At 45.2% G+C, this 18,119-nt stretch carries 18 protein-coding genes; 9 read left to right on the top strand and 9 right to left on the bottom strand.

Annotated elements, in window-relative coordinates; translation table 11 throughout:
* Positions 1–27 precede the first annotated feature (27 nt).
* Positions 28–582, bottom strand: coding sequence for a D-glycero-beta-D-manno-heptose 1,7-bisphosphate 7-phosphatase (gene gmhB / locus OCU77_RS03480; RefSeq protein WP_048899960.1), 555 nt, complete (start codon positions 580–582; stop codon positions 28–30).
* Between the two features lie 290 nt (positions 583–872).
* On the opposite strand from gmhB, the gene metN reads away from it, so the two are divergent.
* From metN to OCU77_RS03465, 3 genes are all read left to right on the top strand, one after another.
* Complete coding sequence (gene metN, locus OCU77_RS03475; protein ID WP_107303088.1) at positions 873–1,907, top strand: methionine ABC transporter ATP-binding protein MetN; 1,035 nt, start codon at positions 873–875, stop codon at positions 1,905–1,907.
* Positions 1,897–2,583, top strand: a complete 687-nt coding sequence (locus tag OCU77_RS03470; RefSeq protein WP_048899959.1) for a methionine ABC transporter permease — start codon at positions 1,897–1,899, stop codon at positions 2,581–2,583. Before metN ends, OCU77_RS03470 begins: the two co-directional genes overlap by 11 nt.
* Before the next feature lie 116 nt (positions 2,584–2,699).
* Positions 2,700–3,515, top strand: a complete 816-nt coding sequence (locus OCU77_RS03465) for a MetQ/NlpA family lipoprotein (RefSeq protein ID WP_107303087.1) — start codon at positions 2,700–2,702, stop codon at positions 3,513–3,515.
* A gap of 129 nt (positions 3,516–3,644) precedes the next feature.
* Here OCU77_RS03465 and ykgO read toward each other — a convergent pair whose 3' ends face one another.
* On the bottom strand, positions 3,645–3,788 hold the full coding sequence (gene ykgO / locus OCU77_RS03460; RefSeq protein WP_048899969.1) for a type B 50S ribosomal protein L36: 144 nt from the start codon (positions 3,786–3,788) through the stop codon (positions 3,645–3,647).
* A gap of 4 nt (positions 3,789–3,792) precedes the next feature.
* On the bottom strand, positions 3,793–4,053 hold the full coding sequence (locus OCU77_RS03455; protein WP_048899958.1) for a type B 50S ribosomal protein L31: 261 nt from the start codon (positions 4,051–4,053) through the stop codon (positions 3,793–3,795).
* 144 nt (positions 4,054–4,197) lie between these two features.
* Here OCU77_RS03455 and tsaA point away from each other — a divergent pair, with 144 nt between their 5' ends.
* From tsaA to OCU77_RS03425, 6 genes are all read left to right on the top strand, one after another.
* On the top strand, positions 4,198–4,914 hold the full coding sequence (gene tsaA / locus OCU77_RS03450) for a tRNA (N6-threonylcarbamoyladenosine(37)-N6)-methyltransferase TrmO (protein ID WP_048899957.1): 717 nt from the start codon (positions 4,198–4,200) through the stop codon (positions 4,912–4,914).
* A 61-nt stretch (positions 4,915–4,975) separates the two neighbouring features.
* Positions 4,976–6,691, top strand: coding sequence for a proline--tRNA ligase (locus OCU77_RS03445; protein ID WP_048899956.1), 1,716 nt, complete (start codon positions 4,976–4,978; stop codon positions 6,689–6,691).
* A 136-nt stretch (positions 6,692–6,827) separates the two neighbouring features.
* Positions 6,828–7,952, top strand: coding sequence for a patatin-like phospholipase family protein (locus OCU77_RS03440; RefSeq protein ID WP_107303086.1), 1,125 nt, complete (start codon positions 6,828–6,830; stop codon positions 7,950–7,952).
* Between the two features lie 93 nt (positions 7,953–8,045).
* Positions 8,046–8,900, top strand: coding sequence for a GGDEF domain-containing protein (locus OCU77_RS03435; protein WP_048899955.1), 855 nt, complete (start codon positions 8,046–8,048; stop codon positions 8,898–8,900).
* Between the two features lie 157 nt (positions 8,901–9,057).
* Positions 9,058–9,261, top strand: coding sequence for a YaeP family protein (locus OCU77_RS03430; RefSeq protein WP_048899954.1), 204 nt, complete (start codon positions 9,058–9,060; stop codon positions 9,259–9,261).
* Between the two features lie 2 nt (positions 9,262–9,263).
* Complete coding sequence (locus OCU77_RS03425) at positions 9,264–9,452, top strand: DUF4250 domain-containing protein (RefSeq protein ID WP_048899953.1); 189 nt, start codon at positions 9,264–9,266, stop codon at positions 9,450–9,452.
* 87 nt (positions 9,453–9,539) lie between these two features.
* Here OCU77_RS03425 and OCU77_RS03420 read toward each other — a convergent pair whose 3' ends face one another.
* The 6 genes from OCU77_RS03420 to rnhB form a co-directional block, all read right to left on the bottom strand.
* The gene (locus OCU77_RS03420; RefSeq protein WP_048899952.1) at positions 9,540–10,751 is read right to left on the bottom strand and encodes an aromatic amino acid transporter; all 1,212 of its coding nucleotides are present in this window, start codon (positions 10,749–10,751) and stop codon (positions 9,540–9,542) included.
* A 311-nt stretch (positions 10,752–11,062) separates the two neighbouring features.
* Complete coding sequence (locus OCU77_RS03415; RefSeq protein ID WP_048899951.1) at positions 11,063–11,371, bottom strand: c-type cytochrome; 309 nt, start codon at positions 11,369–11,371, stop codon at positions 11,063–11,065.
* A gap of 73 nt (positions 11,372–11,444) precedes the next feature.
* Positions 11,445–12,767 carry a tRNA lysidine(34) synthetase TilS gene (gene tilS, locus OCU77_RS03410; RefSeq protein WP_048899968.1) on the bottom strand — a complete coding sequence of 441 codons (1,323 nt, stop codon included), beginning with the start codon at positions 12,765–12,767 and terminating at the stop codon, positions 11,445–11,447.
* Positions 12,768–12,913: 146 nt separating this feature from the next.
* Complete coding sequence (accA, locus tag OCU77_RS03405) at positions 12,914–13,873, bottom strand: acetyl-CoA carboxylase carboxyl transferase subunit alpha (protein WP_048899950.1); 960 nt, start codon at positions 13,871–13,873, stop codon at positions 12,914–12,916.
* A gap of 48 nt (positions 13,874–13,921) precedes the next feature.
* Positions 13,922–17,401: a DNA polymerase III subunit alpha gene (dnaE, locus tag OCU77_RS03400; protein WP_048899949.1), complete on the bottom strand. Its 3,480-nt coding sequence runs from the start codon at positions 17,399–17,401 to the stop codon at positions 13,922–13,924.
* 113 nt (positions 17,402–17,514) lie between these two features.
* A complete protein-coding gene (gene rnhB / locus OCU77_RS03395) occupies positions 17,515–18,117 on the bottom strand; it encodes a ribonuclease HII (RefSeq protein WP_048899948.1) in 603 nt (200 codons plus the stop codon).
* Between the last annotated feature and the right edge of the window lie 2 nt (positions 18,118–18,119).

Genomic DNA, 18,119 nt, shown 5'->3' with positions numbered 1-18,119 from the left:
TTTTTAGCAATAGGTAAAGAATGCGACTTACTTCGCTGCAACCCATGCTGGTACATCTGCGACGCTATCTAGCACAACCGATGCAAGGCTCTCGCCTTCTTCAGTCACAGGCTTACCTGTACGAACCAGAATTTTAGTGCCTACGTTGGCTGCTTGCGCCGCTTTCATGTCATCGGTTTTGTCACCGATCATGATTGAGTTTTCCATATCAATTTTTAGGAAATCTCGCGCAGAAATAAACATACCTGGGTTCGGTTTACGGCACTCACATGCTTGTAAGTAATCGCCTTGGCCTTCCGTTGGGTGGTGAGGACAGTAGTAAATACCATCGAACTCAACGCCATTATCAACAAAGTTCCAATCCATCCACTCTGTTAACGATAGGAATTCATCCTCAGTGTACATACCACGTGCGATACCCGCTTGGTTCGTCACCAGTACCAGCATGTAACCCATTTCTTTTAATTTCTTACATGCTTCGAAGACACCCTCGATGTATTCAAAATCATCTACAGTGTGAACATAACCGTGGTCAACATTAATGACACCATCACGATCGATAAAAACTGCTGGTTTGGCCAAAGGAAAGCCCTCTATATATCATTTAGCTTGATTATGGCACGGCAGCAGTTGCGATTCATCTATTTACAGCTTTAAGGGAGCATATAGAGAGGAGGGATTTAACTTGGTATTTCAAATCACGATTTCATTTAGCCGTCTAGACGTAAAAATATCTATTGACTTAGCCATCCAGACTGCTAATCTCGGTATCAACATAACGCGATTTAATTCAACTTTTCGCACAAACGCGTTACAAATACAATACGTATGACGACAAAACGCATTATTTTATCTGGTATCTAGGAAGTTCGATGATAGAAATAAAACGAGTAGACAAAGTGTTTTATCAGGGAGAGTTAGAAATACATGCTCTGCGTGATATTAACCTTACCATTGAACAAGGTACCATCTTCGGTGTTATTGGCTCATCAGGTGCTGGTAAAAGCACACTGATCCGCTGTGTCAATTTACTTGAGCGCCCAAGCAACGGCCAAGTGATAGTCGATGGCGTTGATCTCACGCAGCTATCTAACCACGAGTTAACCCTTGCTCGCCGTAAGATCGGTATGATCTTTCAACATTTCAACCTGCTTTCATCGCGTACTGTATTTGATAATGTCGCCCTACCCCTTGAGTTGGCGAATAAACCAAAAGCAGATATCAAAGCCAAAGTTACTGAATTACTTCAACTTGTTGGCTTAGCGGATAAACACCACAGCTACCCTGCCAATTTAAGTGGTGGGCAAAAGCAACGTGTAGCGATTGCGCGTGCTCTGGCCTCTGATCCCAAGGTACTGCTGTGCGACGAAGCCACCAGCGCTTTAGATCCAGCAACAACCCAATCAATTTTAACCTTACTCAAAGAGATCAACAGCAAACTAAAACTCACCATTTTGTTGATCACCCATGAAATGGATGTCGTGAAAAATATCTGTTCAAAAGTCGCCATCATAGGTGATGGTGAGTTAGTAGAAAAAGGGCCAGTTGGCGATATTTTTGCTCATCCCAAAACGGAACTTGCTCGTGAGTTTATTCGCTCAACATTGGATCTGTCGATTCCAGAAGATTACAAAGCACGCATGACACCTGAGCGTATTGAAGGCAGCTATCCGCTGATCCGCTTAGAGTTTACTGGCGCATCTGTCGATGCACCGCTTATCAGCCAAGTAGCACGTGAATTCAACATTGACATCAGTATCTTAAGTTCAGATATGGATTACGCAGGTGGTGTCAAATTTGGCCTGATGCTGGCAGAGTTTTATGGAACGGAACAAGCAGCCGATAATGCGGTAGCCTTCCTTCGTGATCACAAAGTTAACGTGGAGGTGCTAGGTTATGTTGCTTGATTCTATTGCGACTTGGTGGCAAACCAACGAACGTCTGGTTCAACTACTAATTGAAGCCCTGGGCCAAACTCTTACCATGGTATTAGCATCGGGACTGATTGGCTTTATACTGGGTATTCCACTCGGTGTGGCACTGCACCTCACTAAAGATAATGGCCTCATGGCCAATCCTAAATTTAATAAAGTATTGGGCATAGTGGTCAACATCGGTCGCTCTATTCCATTCATTATTCTATTAGTCGCGATCATTCCCTTTACTCGCTTTATTGTCGGTAGCTCAATCGGAACCGCAGCGGCAATTGTTCCACTCACCGTCGGTGCCATTCCGTTTATTGCTCGCTTAGTGGAAGGTGCCTTACTGGAAGTGCCAACGGGTCTGGTTGAAGCCGCGCAAGCGATGGGAGCTAAACCAACTCAAATCATCACAAAAGTGCTTTTGCCTGAAGCGCTGCCAGGCATCATTAACGCAGTAACAATTACACTCGTGACGCTAGTTAGCTATTCCGCAATGGCAGGAACTGTCGGCGGTGGTGGCCTAGGGGATGTGGGCATTCGTTATGGTTATCAACGCTTTGATGGCACTGTAATGGCAATCACCGTCATTATGTTGGTTATCTTAGTCCAACTGATTCAATCGATAGGTGATCACTTAGTCAAACGTGTCGACCACCGCTAATCTTAGTATCAGGTAATAAAAACGTATCATTCAAACACAACAACATATTATGACAGCGAGTTAGCTGAATTAACTCGCTAAAAAAATCAGGGAATACCCCATAAAGGAGAAGCAACATGGCGTTTAATCTAAAAAACATTTTTGCCGTCGCAGGCCTAGCCTCTGCACTTGTACTAACAGGCTGTGGTGAAAAAGAAGCTGCGGTTGATAATACCAAGATTAAAGTTGGGGTAATGGCAGGGTCAGAAGCACAGGTGGCAGAAGTCGCAGCTAAAGAAGCCAAAGATAAATATGGTCTTGATGTTGAGCTAATCACCTTCACAGACTACGTATCACCAAACGCAGCGCTTGAAGAAGGTTCGATTGATGTCAATGCGTTCCAACACAAGCCTTATCTTGATCAGCAAATTACTGACCGTGGCTACAAATTCACAGTCGCTGGTAACACCTTTGTTTACCCAATCGCGGGTTACTCAAACAAAATTAAATCGGTTGATGAGCTTCAAGATGGCGATCAAGTAGCTGTTCCAAACGACCCAACTAACCTTGGTCGCTCACTGCTGCTACTGCAACAACAAGGTCTACTAACGCTAAAAGACGATGCTGGCCTAGCGGCAACAGTGCTTGATATTGTTGATAATCCAAAGAACCTAAAGATTGTTGAACTAGAAGCCGCTCAACTTCCACGTTCACTCGATGATGTGAAGCTTGCCATTATTAACACCACTTACGCGAGCAGCATTAATCTAACGCCTGAGCGTGACGGTGTATTCGTTGAAGATAAAGAGTCGCCATATGTAAACCTGATTGTTTCTCGCCAAGACAATGTTGATGCTGAGAATGTAAAAACGTTTGTAAAAGCATACCAATCAGAAGCAGTTTACACGGCAGCCAAAGACATCTTCCAAGGCGGTGTAGTGAAAGGCTGGTAATCCACCCTTCTCTATATGCGTCACTAGAGACTCACTGACCAATACAAAGCCCCTTACTAGGGGCTTTATTGTATCTAGTTTTTGTTATACCTAGCCTTTGCTATATAACTCACGACCCACAATAACAGACTACTTTTTCTTACCACCGCTGCCTTGCACAGCCTTAAACCGTGGATTTGATTTGCAAATCACGTAAACGCGGCCTTTGCGCTTTACAATTTGGCAATCACGGTGGCGCATCTTCGCACTCTTAAGCGAGCTTAATACTTTCATCATCTTATCCCTTTACTGAACCAATCTGACCAAAGCGACGGTTAAAGTTAGCCATACGCCCTTCAGCAGAAATAACACGCTGTCTACCGGTATAAAATGGATGTGATTCCGACGATACATCCAAGGTGTAATACGGGTAATCCTTGCCATCTTGCCAAGTGATTGTGCGATCGGTTTGAAGTGTTGACCCAATCAGAAAATATTTATCAACGCTAGTGTCGTGAAACACAACGGTTCGGTATTCAGGATGGATACCCGATTTCATGATGCTATCCTTATTATTTACTTTTGGTTTAAACGTTACATTATAACAATTGTTATAATGTAACACTTGATAGCTATTCTCAACAACTCCTTCCTTGTATATTTATGATAAAGTTTCTGCATCCTCGTTAACTTGAATGCGTGTATGTCTGTTTCTATCGAACCTATTGGTGTTATTCACTCTCCATACAAAGAGAAATTTGCGGTGCCTCGCCAACCTGGACTCGTGCCCAGTGCGCGCGCTGAAATCGTATTGCAAGGTGACGCTAACAGTGCCGAAGCGGTTCGCGGCTTAGAGCAATTTAGCCATTTGTGGTTGTTATTTTTATTTGATCAAAATCTCGAAGCCGGATGGCGCCCAACGGTTCGACCACCTCGTCTTGGTGGTAATGAGCGTATTGGCGTATTTGCTAGCCGTGCGACCTTCAGGCCAAATGGCATCGGTATGTCTGCGGTAGAATTAAAAGGGGTACGTCATCAAAATGGCAATGTGATCATTGAACTAGGCGGCGTTGATTTGGTTGATGGGACCCCTATCGTCGATATCAAACCTTACATCCCGTATTCCGATAGCTTACCGGATGCACAAGGCGGATTTGCGGCTGAAGAACCAGAAACCTTACCAGTGATGTTTAGCGATTCAGCCATTAAGCAGCTACAACCAAGCAAAGCCAGTTATCACCAGGCCGTGATCAGTGAAGTGCTGGCGCAAGATCCACGCCCAGCCTACAAAAAAGGGAAAACTGACAATAAACAATACGCCGTACATCTGTTTAACTATAATGTCAGGTTCACCGTGAGTTTTGACGCCATTACCGTTACCGCGTTAGAGCCAATTGATGACGAATCCTTTGGCGCGTAATGGATTAGCTGATAATATAGATCCCTTCACATAAATTTTTATCAACAAACGGATACCATCAATGCGTACCAGTAAATATCTTCTTTCTACCCTGAAGGAGACCCCAAATGACGCAGAAGTTATTAGCCACCAGCTAATGCTTCGTGCAGGTATGATCCGTAAGCTGGCTTCAGGTCTTTACACTTGGCTGCCTACTGGTCTGCGTGTTTTACGTAAGGTCGAGAACATCGTTCGCGAAGAAATCAACAATGCAGGTGCAGTTGAAACTTTGATGCCCGTTGTTCAGCCATTTGAACTTTGGGAAGAAACAGGTCGCTCAGAAAAAATGGGCCCTGAACTACTTCGCTTTACTGATCGTCACGCTCGTCCGTTTGTACTTAGCCCAACAGCTGAAGAGGTTATCACTAGCCTTGTACGTAACGAAGTTAGCTCTTACAAACAGCTTCCGCTAAATCTGTACCAAATCCAGACTAAATTCCGTGATGAACGCCGTCCTCGTTTTGGTGTAATGCGTGCACGTGAATTCAGCATGATGGATGCTTACAGCTTTGACATCGATAAAGAAGGCCTACAAAAGTCTTACGATGCAATGCACGACGCTTACTGTAAAGCGTTCGATCGTATGGGTCTTGAGTACCGTCCAGTTCTGGCTGACTCAGGCGCAATCGGTGGTAGTGGCTCTCAAGAGTTCCACGTACTGGCTGAGAGCGGCGAAGACTTGATCGCATTCTCAACAGAATCTGATTACGCAGCAAACATCGAAAAAGCAGAGGCACTTGCACCTGCTACTGAATGTGCTGCACCAACACAAGAAATGACGCTTGTTGATACGCCAAATGCAAAAACAATTGCTGAACTTGTTGAGCAACACGGCCTGGCTATCGAGAAAACAGTTAAGACACTATTTGTTAAAGCATCAGATGACATTGATGCCGACATCGTTGCACTGATTATCCGTGGTGATCACGAGCTTAACGAAGTAAAAGCTGAAAACTTGAAAGAAGTTGCGGCTCCACTAGAGATGGCAACGGAAGAAGAAATTCGTGCACTGATCGGTGCTGGCCCAGGTTCACTAGGCCCTGTTGGTCTAGAGCTGCCATTCATTGTTGACCGCACGGTTGCAGTAATGAGTGACTTTGGCGCAGGCGCTAACGTTGACGATAAGCACTACTTCGGTATTAACTGGGGTCGTGACGTTGAACTAGGTCAGGTTGAAGATTTACGTAACGTTGTTGAAGGCGACCCTAGCCCATGTGGTAAAGGTACCCTGCAACTAAAACGTGGTATCGAAGTAGGTCACATCTTCCAATTAGGTACAGCCTACTCGGAAGCTATGAACTGTGGCGTGCTTGATGCTAACGGTAAGCACTCAATCCTAGAGATGGGTTGTTACGGTATTGGTGTATCACGTGTTGTTGCATCAGCTATCGAGCAAAACTACGACGAAAACGGCATCATCTGGCCAGCAGCAATTGCACCTTTCCAAGTGTCTATCGTACCGATGAACATGGCGAAGTCTGCAGAAGTTAAAGAAGCCGCTGAAAAGCTATATGCTGATCTAACCGCAGCTGGTATCGACGTGCTATTCGATGACCGTAAAGAGCGCCCAGGTGTTATGTTTGCGGATCACGAGCTGATCGGTATCCCTCACACTATCGTTATCGGTAACCGTAGCCTTGAAAATGGCGAGATGGAATATAAAAATCGCCAAGACGGCAGCAAGGTTGGTGTACCTGTTGCTGAAATGGTTGAGTTTATTAAGCAGAAAATCGCTTAACCCCTCTCTCTAAATCATACCTTAAAGCCTCCCTTACGGAGGCTTTTTTATTGGCTCTAACCCGTCCTTACCGAAAAAGACTTATCCTGCCTAGCAAGACCTTGTATAGTTAAACAAGGATAGTTAGGGTGTTGATATGGCAAAGGATAAGCCTAAAATCAGTTTATTACTCAGCGGTGGTGGTGCGCGTGCAGCCTACCAAGTCGGTGTGCTCAAAGCCATTTCAGAATGGTATCCTCGTGTGCATCACAGCCCATTTTCAATCTACTGTGGAACTTCTGCAGGGGCGATTAACGCGACCTCTATAGCCTGTTACGCATCCTGCTTTCGCCTTGGAGTGAAAAAACTAGAATGGATTTGGGGGCGACTACATAGCCGCCGAATATTCAAATCCAGCCCGCTAGGAATGACAGGTTACTTAGCTCATCAATGGTATGCTCGCATGCAGGCCCAGCACCATGAAAGGCCGCCATTTGGGCTGCTCAACAACCGTCCATTACGTGAATTACTCAATCAAGTGAACAATTATGAACGGCTTGAGAAACAAATTATGGCGGGCAATTTAGACGGGCTCTCTATTACCGCATCTAGCTATAAAAGCGGCTTATCCGTCAGTTTCTTTCAAGGGCAACCTTATCTGAGTGAATGGGATCGGGCGAAGTCGAAAGGCCGCCGCGCTATGCTCAATACTGATCACTTAATGGCATCCGCCGCTATTCCCCTTGTATTCCCTGCCAGTCGTATCGGCCGACATTATTATGGGGATGGCTCCATTCACCAACTCGCACCACTGCGCCCTTCTCTCAAAATGGGCGCAGATAAAATCCTGATCATTAACTTAATCAACCAAAAGATAGAGCCCTCAGAGCACACCCAAACACCAGGACTCGCCACACTGGGAGGCCATTTAATGGATACTATCTTCAGTGATACCTTGACCGCTGATTTAGAGCATCTCGATCGCACCAACCGTTTATTGCAAACCTTACCTAACGATGCACGTGCTAAGCTCAACATGAAGGTAGTCGACCATATTCACCTTTTTCCTAGCCAGTCTTTTGAACCTCTCGCGCAAGATAATTACTGCTACCTCCCCCCCATGACACGTGCGTTAATGCGAATGATAGGAATCAGCCCACAAGATGATGCCGCTATTACCAGTTATATATTATTTGAACCGAGCTATATCAAATCACTCATACAGCTGGGATATGAAGATGCATTAAGCCAAGAAGTCAAACTGAGAAACTTTTTAAAATAGAATCAGTTAATTATTATCAAATTTAACAACAAACAGTTGATCGACGCTGAATTTTGCATATAGTAATTGCCCACCCTTTATTTCGATGATGATATGGATCCAGCTCTTTGGGATAAATTCGCTGACGCGCCACAGAAACCGAGACGAAAGCCACTCGGGGCTGACGTACGCTTATTGATCCTGCAGAAACTCCAAGGCAAGCTTGATTTAGCATTGTTATTTGAAATTTTCACTCGTGAAATGGAAAAGCAAGTTGATATTCATCGACTAATTTGGGAGCTAGAAGGAACAGCGACCCTGATCCGTCGTGGTAAAGCGACCGAGTTTCGCCAGACCTTTGTACTACGTTTTGGTGAAAATGAACTTGGCAAGCTCCAGTACTGCACCCCTTACAAATTAGACAAAGATGAAATTAACTTACTCCACACCTACCATCGCCTATTTGCGGGTCCATTAGCGAACGCAATTGAATACCGTCGAGTAAAGAACCTTGCGCTACAAGACTACCTATCAACCTTGGGTAATCGCACCAGCTTTGAGCAAGATATTCGTCATGCCATCGCCTTAAGCGAGCGTCGTAATGTTGGTTTAGTACTGATCATTTTTGATTTAGATAACTTCAAGCAGGTCAATGATCGTTTTGGTCATCTCGATGGTGACAAGGTAATACGCCGTTTTGCGACGATTTTAAAAGATGCTGTTCGCGCGACTGATCGCTGCTACCGTTTAGGTGGCGATGAATTTACAGCACTATTACAGCCAGCCACAGGTGAATCAGCAGGAAAGGTTGCAACACGTATCCAGCAGTTAATGAAACAAGATCAGACCTTGCGAGCACTTAATATCAGTGTGTCTTTAGGTTATGCGCATTACCAAAAAGGCGATACTTCAATCTCCTTGATTGATCGCGCTGATCGCCAGCTATACCAACACAAGCGTCAAAAATAACCGCCTAGCACATCAACATCCCTTTAAATCCTCTTTCTTAATATTGATCAAAGCCTGATTATTCACGGTATACTAATCTGCAAATGTGAATCATTCGCTGAATGTACCACCGCCCATACTGGTACCTTGAGCTAATGATTTAATTAAGGATGAACCAATGAAAGTACATGAGTGTTGTGAACTAATCCGAATGAACTATGCCCAAATTGGTGGCGGTGAACTCGGGTATATCCCTAATGCCATTCACTGTGCGGTTAAGGCGCTGGACTACGTGGCTGCTAATACAGATTTACCCAAAGAAGTTCGCGAGCGTGCCGCATACGCTGCTGCTAACCTATTGATGAGCGATCACGAGGACTAAGCATGAAGCTAACCAACTTTGAAACCATGGATCCGGTAATGCTGATGAGCATCGTCAATATGAAGATCCGCGATGAATTTGGCGATCTTGATGGCCTAGTTAAATATTACGAAATCGACAAGGCACAGCTAATAGCACGTTTAGCAAGTGCAGGGTTTGATTACTTACCTGAAGCAAAGCAATTTCGCTAAAGCGCCTCCCGCTCAGATTCACGGATTTAACACCATAAAAAACGGAAGCTAATGCTTCCGTTTTTGTGTTCATGTAGCGAGATATAACTAGCCTTTAAAAACAGGCAGTAGGTTTGCCATTGCCAGTAAATGGAAAGCAGCCGTCAATACCCCAAATGCAATCACAACATAAATTGTCACATTGCCACCTGGTACGACAAAGCCTTCTTGCTCTGGCACTCTTTGGCGCAATGTTTTAGCCAATATCGCCGGAATAATACAAGTCCAAATCGTTGCAGCCGCCCCCGCAAGACCAATTGCAGCAACAAAACCAAATGGCGCAACTAACGAGAAAACCAAAGGTGGCAAAAAGGTCACGCCCCAGGTTTTTAGTCGCCCTTGCTTAGTATCAGCAAAGCCAAAGAAATCAGCCAAGTAGTCGAACACACCCAGACCAACACCGATGAAAGATGAAACAATCGCGGCAATAGAAAAAATATGCAGTGCTTGTTGAATGCTGCTTGAATCTATCGCAGAGGTCAGTGCCGTCATTAATACATCTACACCGCCACCCGCAGCGACAACAGGGCCAAACGCTTCACGCGATACGTTACCAAAAATACAAATCACCCAGCCAAGATAAAACGTCAGTGCAATTAGTGTTCCGCCCAAAATCGCTTTTTTAGCTCGATTCTCATCTTGATAATAATCACGCATCGTACTTACCGAGTGGTGATAACCAAATGATGTTAGCGCAACAGGCAATAGTGCAAGTGCGTAAGCCGAATATGGCGTATCACCCTGACCCTGTTCAAACAAAACCGGCACACTAATATTCGACGCTAATCCAGAAATGCCCAACACAAAACTGATGATCATAAAGAGAATTAACACAATAGAGATACGATCAACAGCACGCGTTGAGTGTAAAACGAACGCAGAACACAATGCCACAAACAGAATTGATGCCAATTCACGCGACATGCCCAGCATTTCACTGAAGATCATGCCTGATGATGAAATATAGGCATAAAGTAAAATACCGCCAACAAAGTAAAGCGATAAGTTATTAACAACATTAACTTTGTTGCTTAATAAATCTTTGGTCACTGTATTGAATGAGGCTTTAAACTCGTAATGTTTCAGTGCTTCTAGCAACAACCATCCAGAAAGCGTCATCATGATCATAGTGAATGAGATGGCAGCCACACTCCACAACGTCCACGCTCCTGCACCGGCACTTGGCAGACCAAGCATGCCAGCCCCAACACAAACACTGGCGATAATACATGCGCCCCCAAGTGTGGATGGTTTACTCATAATGACTCCTAGACAAGATAACGGCAGTACAACAATGTATCAGCGTGCTAGTACAATAATATCTTCTGTTATTATTAGCAACTAGAGAATGACTAACTGAGCAATTATTCGTCACCTTATAGAAAGAATCATCATCACTACTAATTTCTACATTTTATCGGGCTGCACTTTTCTATCAGGATAATAACCTTAGCCGTCATAACCGTGATCGCGATTCACTTAAAAGACGCGGCACTAGATAGAAAAAAAGCCGCTTGATCATCAAATGATCAAGCGGCCTACTGTGCATGCAAAAATTGCTGTTAGTGCAATTATTTCATTTGAGCAAAATATGCTGCTACATTCGCAATATCGGTATCATTCAACATAGAAGCCTGTGGCTGCATCAACATAGCCATACCACCAGTGCGCTCTTTGTTTTTATAAGCTTTTAATGAATTAACAAGATACTGCTCATTTTGCCCTTTCAGGTTTGGGTAACCAGGGATAACAGCAATACCATCTACGCCATGACAAGCAGCGCAAATTGCGGCTTTAGCTTTACCCGCCGCAGGATCGCCAGCAAGAGCAGGTGCTGACATAACAGTGGCTAACAGTGCAAGTGTAAGAACTTTCTTCATGAGGTCCTCTTTTATAGTTGTAGTTTCCTGCTGGCAATTGTGCCTGCTTTACCTTTTCAATGCACTTTTAATATCAATTGGATAGCTTATTGTGCCAACTGAGTTCACACTCTTGCCCTTCAAAACCATCAACGACAAATAAGCCTGCAACAGCCACTAACTGATCGCCATAATAGATCAATGGGGTACGGCGTCTGTTCCAGCTCGGCACACCATATTCTTGGAATAGCTTCTTCAATTTACGCTTTCCAACTCGGCCAACGGGCTTCACATTCACCCCTTCAGGATTAAAGCGTACAGAGAGCATCTCATTGTCTTGAGGTAGACGCAGTTGACCATTAAGGCTTGGCATTAAGCTAATATCACCAAGCCCCTGAGGCAGTTTACATGGTGCAGATAAAGACATAGAAAGCTGTACTTGATGAATATCAGGCCACTGCTGCACTAAGTGTAAGCGTTGTTGATAACGACGGATCTGATGCTGTTGCCAATTCAATTGTGGATTCGCATCTTGTTGGGCTAACACGACCGACTGCCACACTTGATCGAGCTGAGCACAAGATGGCATCACAGCGCCTTGCTGTTGCAACCATTGTCGGATCAGGGCCTTCGCCAACCGCTCTTGTTTTAATACACTCAGCGCTAAACTACCATCCGCAGCCGTTGCAAGTGCTAGCTTGTCAGCTAACAATTCGTCGAGTAAGGCTTCTTGCTCACCACACAATGCTGCGCTGCGAGCCACTGCTTTTCGTAAACCCGGCCAACGCTGTGCGAGTAACGGGGTAACCTGGTGGCGTAAAAAGTTACGGTCAAAACGAGTATCTTGGTTACTGTCATCTTCGACCCATTCAAGCCCATGCTGCTCAGCATAATATTCAATGTCTGTGCGGTTCACTTGCAATAAAGGCCGAATATGCTGCCCTTTAGCAAACGGGGTTGAAGTAGGCATCGCCGCTAACCCCGCAGGCCCACTGCCTCGCTTTAGTGCTAACAATAAGGTTTCGACCTGATCATCTGCATGCTGCGCAGTCAGTAAGGCATCCCCACCTTTCATGTGCTTAGCTAATGCTTGATAACGAGCGTCACGGGCTGCTTGCTCAAGGCTATCGCCTGAATCTTGTACCAATACAACACGTTCAACATAATAGGGGATCCCCGCCGATTGTGCCCAGACTTGGCACTTATCCGCCCACTCATCGGCATAGCGATTTAAACCATGATGAACATGAACCGCAATACATTGATGATCAGGATGTAACCTAAGGTATTCCGCCATCACAGCCAGCAGTACACGAGAATCCATACCACCACTCAAAGCTAAAACAAAACGTTTAGACTCAGGAGAGTGAGATTGAAAGCAAGTTTGAAGGTGGCGATAGAGCAGCGAACAAGACATAACAACCATGATCGTTAAAAATAAACACGGCGTCAGTATACCAATGGGAATAAACAAGGCGTAGAGAGAAAAGAAAAACAGTCATAAAAAATGGGGCAGCCTGATTAGGCTGCCCCATAAAATTCTATCGCTTTAGTTACTCACTATCAGCAGTAGCCGTAACTCATCAAGCGTTGGTAACGACGCTCTAGCAAAGTTTCTGTATCTAATGCATCAAGCTCATCTAATGTTGCTTTAAATTGTGCTTTTAGCTTCTCAGCCATTAGCGCAACATCGCGGTGAGCACCGCCTAGCGGCTCTTCGATAATATTATCGATCAGCTCTAGTTCTTTTAAACGCTCTGCCGTAATACCCATAGCTTCTGCCGCTTGTGGGGCTTTTTCAGAATCACGCCATAAGATAGATGCACAGCCTTCAGGCGAGATCACAGAGTAAGTGGAGTATTGCAGCATGTTCACGCAATCACCAACACCGATAGCTAAAGCGCCACCAGAACCACCCTCACCCACAACGTTGCAGATGATTGGCACAGTCAGGCCCGCCATTGCTTTTAAGTTGGTCGCGATCGCTTCAGATTGACCACGCTCTTCCGCACCGACACCTGGGTATGCACCAGCGGTATCGATGAAAGTGATGATAGGCATTTTAAAGCGCTCAGCCATTTTCATTAAGCGAAGGGCTTTACGGTAACCTTCAGGCTTTGGCATACCAAAGTTACGCATCACTTTTTCTTTGGTTTCGCGACCTTTCTGATGACCAATCACCATCACTGGACGGCCATCAATACGAGCAATACCACCCACTAATGCTTTATCGTCAGCAAAAGCACGGTCACCCGCAAGTTCATCAAACTCTTCAAAGATGTGCTCAACGTAGTCAAATGTGTACGGACGCTGAGGGTGACGTGCCATTTGGGCAACTTGCCACGCACCTAAGTCACTGAATACTTTCTTAGTCAGTTCTAGGCTTTTCTTTTCTAGTTGTTCAATTTCTTTATCCAGATCAACCGACGCAGATTCATCACGACGAGAAACATCACGTAATGCTTCAATCTTGGCTTCTAGTTCAGCAATTGGTTGTTCAAACTCAAGAAAGTTCAGGCTCATACCACTCAAAATCCTTTTGTCTATCATCGTAAACGATCACAGACATTATTAATTAAACTCAAGCTCGACTTGCTTCTCACCCAGCAACCCTTTCAAATCAAGGATTAACTTATCACTAGGCGTTACACGCCATTCTGTGCCTAAGGTGAGTTTAGCGCGTGCGTTCGAGCGCTGATAATACACATTCACAGGTACTGTACCTGCTTTGTGTGGCTCCAGCACTTGGCTAAAGCGTGCAAAAAACTGTTCATCAATTTGCCCCTCGGTGACCGAGATGGCAAGACTTCTTAGGTGCTTTTCTCTTGCTTCTGAGATATCTAGCACTTCTCGCGCGGACATTTTAAGGCCACCATTGAAATCATCAAAGCTGACCTGTCCTGTTACGACCACAATTTTATCTTTTTCGATCAAATCGACGTAACGTTCTAATGCCTCAGAGAATAACATTACTTCCATTCGACCTGAACGGTCGTCTAATGAAATAACACCAATTCGTGTGCCGCGTTTTGTCGTAAACACTTTCGCGCCTATCACTAACCCAGCCACAGTCGCTACTTTATCACGTCCCGTCGGATTCGCATCTTTCAAGCGCCAGGTTGTGTAGTGCTTCAACTCAGATAAATAGGCATTTATCGGGTGGCCTGTTAAGTATAACCCTAACGTTTCACGTTCACCCTCTAGCCATACTGCATCTGGCCATTCAGGAATATTGGCGTAAGCGTGTTCTACTTCTTCAGGGGCGGCAGTTAATACCCCAAACATATCTGTTTGGCCAAAAGATTCAGCCTGATGGTGCTGGCTCGCGGCTTTAATTGCATCGTCTAATGTTGCCATCATTGCAGCACGGTTTGGACCAAGGCGATCCATGGCTCCTGCTTTGATCAACTTTTCTAATACGCGTTTATTCACTTTCTTGGTATCAATGCGCGCACAGAAATCAAACAAGTCTTTGAAGTGACCGCCTTTATTACGGGCTTCGATAATATTATCGATAGGGCCTTCACCCACCCCTTTTACCGCGCCAATACCGTAAACAATGGCACCGTTGTCATCAACATTAAAGCGGTATAGACCTTTGTTAACATCTGGCGGAAGCAGCTTGAGCTTCATACGTAGACATTCATCAACCAAGCCGATAACTTTATCTGTGTTATCCATATCAGCGGTCATTACCGCCGCCATGAATTCAGCAGGATAGTGCGCTTTCAGCCAAAGTGTTTGATAAGAAACCAATGCGTATGCAGCTGAGTGTGATTTGTTAAAACCATAGCCTGCAAATTTTTCTACCAAGTCGAAGATTTTCATCGCCAACTCGCCGTCGACGCCGTTCTTCACCGCACCGTCTTCAAAGGTAGCACGCTGTTTCGCCATCTCTTCAGGCTTTTTCTTACCCATAGCACGACGCAACATATCGGCGCCACCCAAGGTATAGCCAGACAGTACCTGCGCAATCTGCATAACCTGTTCTTGATACAGGATGATGCCATAGGTTGGCTCAAGAATTTCTTTGAGTGACTCGTGCTGCCACTTTTCATCAGGGTAAGATACCGCTTCTCGACCATGTTTACGGTCGATAAAGTTATCTACCATGCCTGATTGCAGCGGACCCGGACGGAACAAGGCTACCAGTGCGATCATATCTTCAAAGCAATCGGGCTGAAGACGTTTGATCAAATCTTTCATGCCGCGAGATTCCAACTGGAATACCGCTGTTGATTCAGAGCGTTGCAGCATCGCAAACGACTTAGGATCAGCCATTGGAATAGCGGCAATATTGACAGGCTCTTCACCATTAGCGACCAAACGTGGGTTGATCATCCCTAGCGCCCAGTCAATGATGGTTAATGTCCGTAGGCCCAAGAAGTCGAACTTAACCAAGCCTGCAGTTTCAACATCATTTTTATCGAACTGAGTAACGGGGTTACCACCTTCGGCATCACAGTATAACGGCGCAAAATCCGTGATAGTCGTAGGTGAGATAACAACACCACCGGCGTGCTTACCGGCATTTCGTGTCACACCTTCAAGAATGCGACACATATCAATCAGAGCTTTAACTTCTTCATCAGCATTGTAGACTTCACCGAGTTGCGGCTCAGCATCAAATGCCTTACTAAGAGTCATCCCTGGCTCAGCGGGGATCAGCTTAGAAATACGGTCAACAAAGCCATATGGGTGGCCCAATACTCGACCTACGTCGCGGATTACCGCTTTCGCCGCCATAGTACCAAAGGTGATGATCTGCGATACCGCATCACGGCCATACATTTCAGCAACGTGGTCAATAACCAAGTCACGCTTGTCCATACAGAAATCGATATCGAAATCGGGCATGGAGACACGTTCTGGGTTCAAGAAACGTTCGAACAGTAAGTCAAATTCCAGCGGATCCAAATCAGTGATATCTAGCGCATACGCTACCAATGAGCCCGCACCTGAACCACGACCTGGGCCAACTGGCACATCGTTATCTTTCGACCACTGGATAAATTCCATTACGATCAGGAAGTAACCAGGGAAACCCATTTGGTTGATTACGTCGAGCTCAACTTTTAAACGTTCGTCATATTCAGGACGGCGTTTGAGACGCTCTTCTTCATCTGGAAATAAGAACGCTAAACGGCGTTCTAAACCTTCTTCCGATACTTTGACCAAAAAGTCTTCAATGGTCATATCGCCGGTTGGGAAGTTCGGCAGGAAATACTCGCCAAGGCGAACGGTCACATTACAACGCTTAGCAATTTCTACGCTGTTTTCGAGTGCTTCAGGAATATCTGAGAATAACTCACACATCTCGTCTTCACTGCGTAAATATTGCTGATCGCTGTACAACTTAGGACGATTAGGATCAACAATGGTGTAACCATCATGGATACACACTCGAATATCATGGGCATCAAACTGATCGGCCGTTAAAAAACGCACATCATTGGTCGCGACCACAGGTAAATCTTGCTGCTCTGCCAGCTCTACCGCAAAGTGCAAGTACGCCTCTTCATCAGGACGCCCCGTTCGCACTAATTCAAGGTAATAGTTATCTTCAAAGTGTGTTTGATAAAACTCTACACAACGATTGATCAAGGTCTGATTGCCTTTCAGCAAGGCTTTACCAACATCCCCCGTCTTACCACCCGAGAGTAAGATTAATCCCTCTTTGTGCTCCACGAGCCACTCTTTATCAATCACCACTTGGTGATGATAATGACCACGCTGGTAGGCTTTTGAGATCAACATCGTCAGGTTTTGATACCCTTCGTTGTTTGAAGCCAGAATCGTTAAGTCACACAGCTCATCGCCCATTTCTTCCGATTTCACTTTGAAATCAGCACCAATGATAGGCTTCATGCCTGCACCGTGCGCTGCAAAGTAAAACTTCACCAAGCCACAAAGGTTAGTAAAGTCGGTCAATGCCATTGCGGGCATGCCCATTTCAGCCACTTTTTTCACCAATGGCGGTACTTTCGACAAGCCGTCGACCATTGAAAAGTCACTGTGAATGCGTAAATGAATAAAGCGAGGTTCTGCCATGACAACCAGATCAGATAGGTAATTTCGTGAAGGACATTGTGCCAGAAAACACCGCGAGGAGCGCGTTTCTGGCACAAATTTTTAGTGGGCGAATCAGAGCGTGTGCAACTCGATTAATCTATACCCAAAATACGTTTTACAGGCTTAAAGCTTTTACGGTGTTGCTCAATCGCGCCATGCACTTCCAATGCTTCGAAGTGTGCTTTAGTTGGGTAACCTTTATGCTTGGCAAAACCGTATTGTGGATACTGTGCATCCAACTCTTCCATTTCACGGTCACGGGTTACTTTCGCAATAATTGAGGCAGCACTGATTTCGGCCACTCGTAAATCGCCCTTTACTACTGCTTGCGCGTCCATCGGCAGCTGAGGGACTTTATTGCCATCAATTAGCACATAATCAGGTTGAACATGCAAACCGGCCACTGCTCGCTGCATAGCAACCATAGTGGCTTGTAGAATGTTTAATTCATCGATTTCTTCCGGCTCACAGCGCCCAAGCGACCACGACAGTGCTTTTTCTTTGATCTCATCAAACAATAGGTTACGTTTTTTTTCCGTCAGTTTTTTAGAATCCGTTAACCCTTCGATTGGATTATTAGGGTCTAAAATGACGGCGGCAGTGACCACTGCCCCAACGAGTGGGCCACGGCCAACTTCATCGACCCCGGCAATACAACTGGCTTGCGGGTACACAAATGGTTCGAATTCTTTCATGA

It is taken from the genome of Photobacterium swingsii (assembly GCF_024346715.1).
Lineage (GTDB): Bacteria > Pseudomonadota > Gammaproteobacteria > Enterobacterales > Vibrionaceae > Photobacterium > Photobacterium swingsii.
This window is presented reverse-complemented; position numbering and strand designations above follow the sequence as displayed.

Bases quoted from the DNA above. Each gene is read 5' to 3' on its own strand.
- OCU77_RS03465 (WP_107303087.1), top strand. From the start codon at position 2,700: ATGGCGTTTAATCTAAAAAACATTTTTGCCGTCGCAGGCCTAGCCTCT.
- OCU77_RS03420 (WP_048899952.1), bottom strand. From the start codon at position 10,751: ATGAGTAAACCATCCACACTTGGGGGCGCATGTATTATCGCCAGTGTT.
- OCU77_RS03430 (WP_048899954.1), top strand. From the start codon at position 9,058: ATGAAAGTACATGAGTGTTGTGAACTAATCCGAATGAACTATGCCCAA.
- tsaA (WP_048899957.1), top strand. From the start codon at position 4,198: ATGTCTGTTTCTATCGAACCTATTGGTGTTATTCACTCTCCATACAAA.
- OCU77_RS03435 (WP_048899955.1), top strand. From the start codon at position 8,046: ATGGATCCAGCTCTTTGGGATAAATTCGCTGACGCGCCACAGAAACCG.
- OCU77_RS03445 (WP_048899956.1), top strand. From the start codon at position 4,976: ATGCGTACCAGTAAATATCTTCTTTCTACCCTGAAGGAGACCCCAAAT.
- OCU77_RS03455 (WP_048899958.1), bottom strand. From the start codon at position 4,053: ATGAAATCGGGTATCCATCCTGAATACCGAACCGTTGTGTTTCACGAC.
- metN (WP_107303088.1), top strand. From the start codon at position 873: ATGATAGAAATAAAACGAGTAGACAAAGTGTTTTATCAGGGAGAGTTA.
- OCU77_RS03415 (WP_048899951.1), bottom strand. From the start codon at position 11,371: ATGAAGAAAGTTCTTACACTTGCACTGTTAGCCACTGTTATGTCAGCA.
- OCU77_RS03470 (WP_048899959.1), top strand. From the start codon at position 1,897: ATGTTGCTTGATTCTATTGCGACTTGGTGGCAAACCAACGAACGTCTG.
- OCU77_RS03425 (WP_048899953.1), top strand. From the start codon at position 9,264: ATGAAGCTAACCAACTTTGAAACCATGGATCCGGTAATGCTGATGAGC.
- dnaE (WP_048899949.1), bottom strand. From the start codon at position 17,401: ATGGCAGAACCTCGCTTTATTCATTTACGCATTCACAGTGACTTTTCA.
- accA (WP_048899950.1), bottom strand. From the start codon at position 13,873: ATGAGCCTGAACTTTCTTGAGTTTGAACAACCAATTGCTGAACTAGAA.
- rnhB (WP_048899948.1), bottom strand. From the start codon at position 18,117: ATGAAAGAATTCGAACCATTTGTGTACCCGCAAGCCAGTTGTATTGCC.
- tilS (WP_048899968.1), bottom strand. From the start codon at position 12,767: ATGTCTTGTTCGCTGCTCTATCGCCACCTTCAAACTTGCTTTCAATCT.
- OCU77_RS03440 (WP_107303086.1), top strand. From the start codon at position 6,828: ATGGCAAAGGATAAGCCTAAAATCAGTTTATTACTCAGCGGTGGTGGT.
- ykgO (WP_048899969.1), bottom strand. From the start codon at position 3,788: ATGAAAGTATTAAGCTCGCTTAAGAGTGCGAAGATGCGCCACCGTGAT.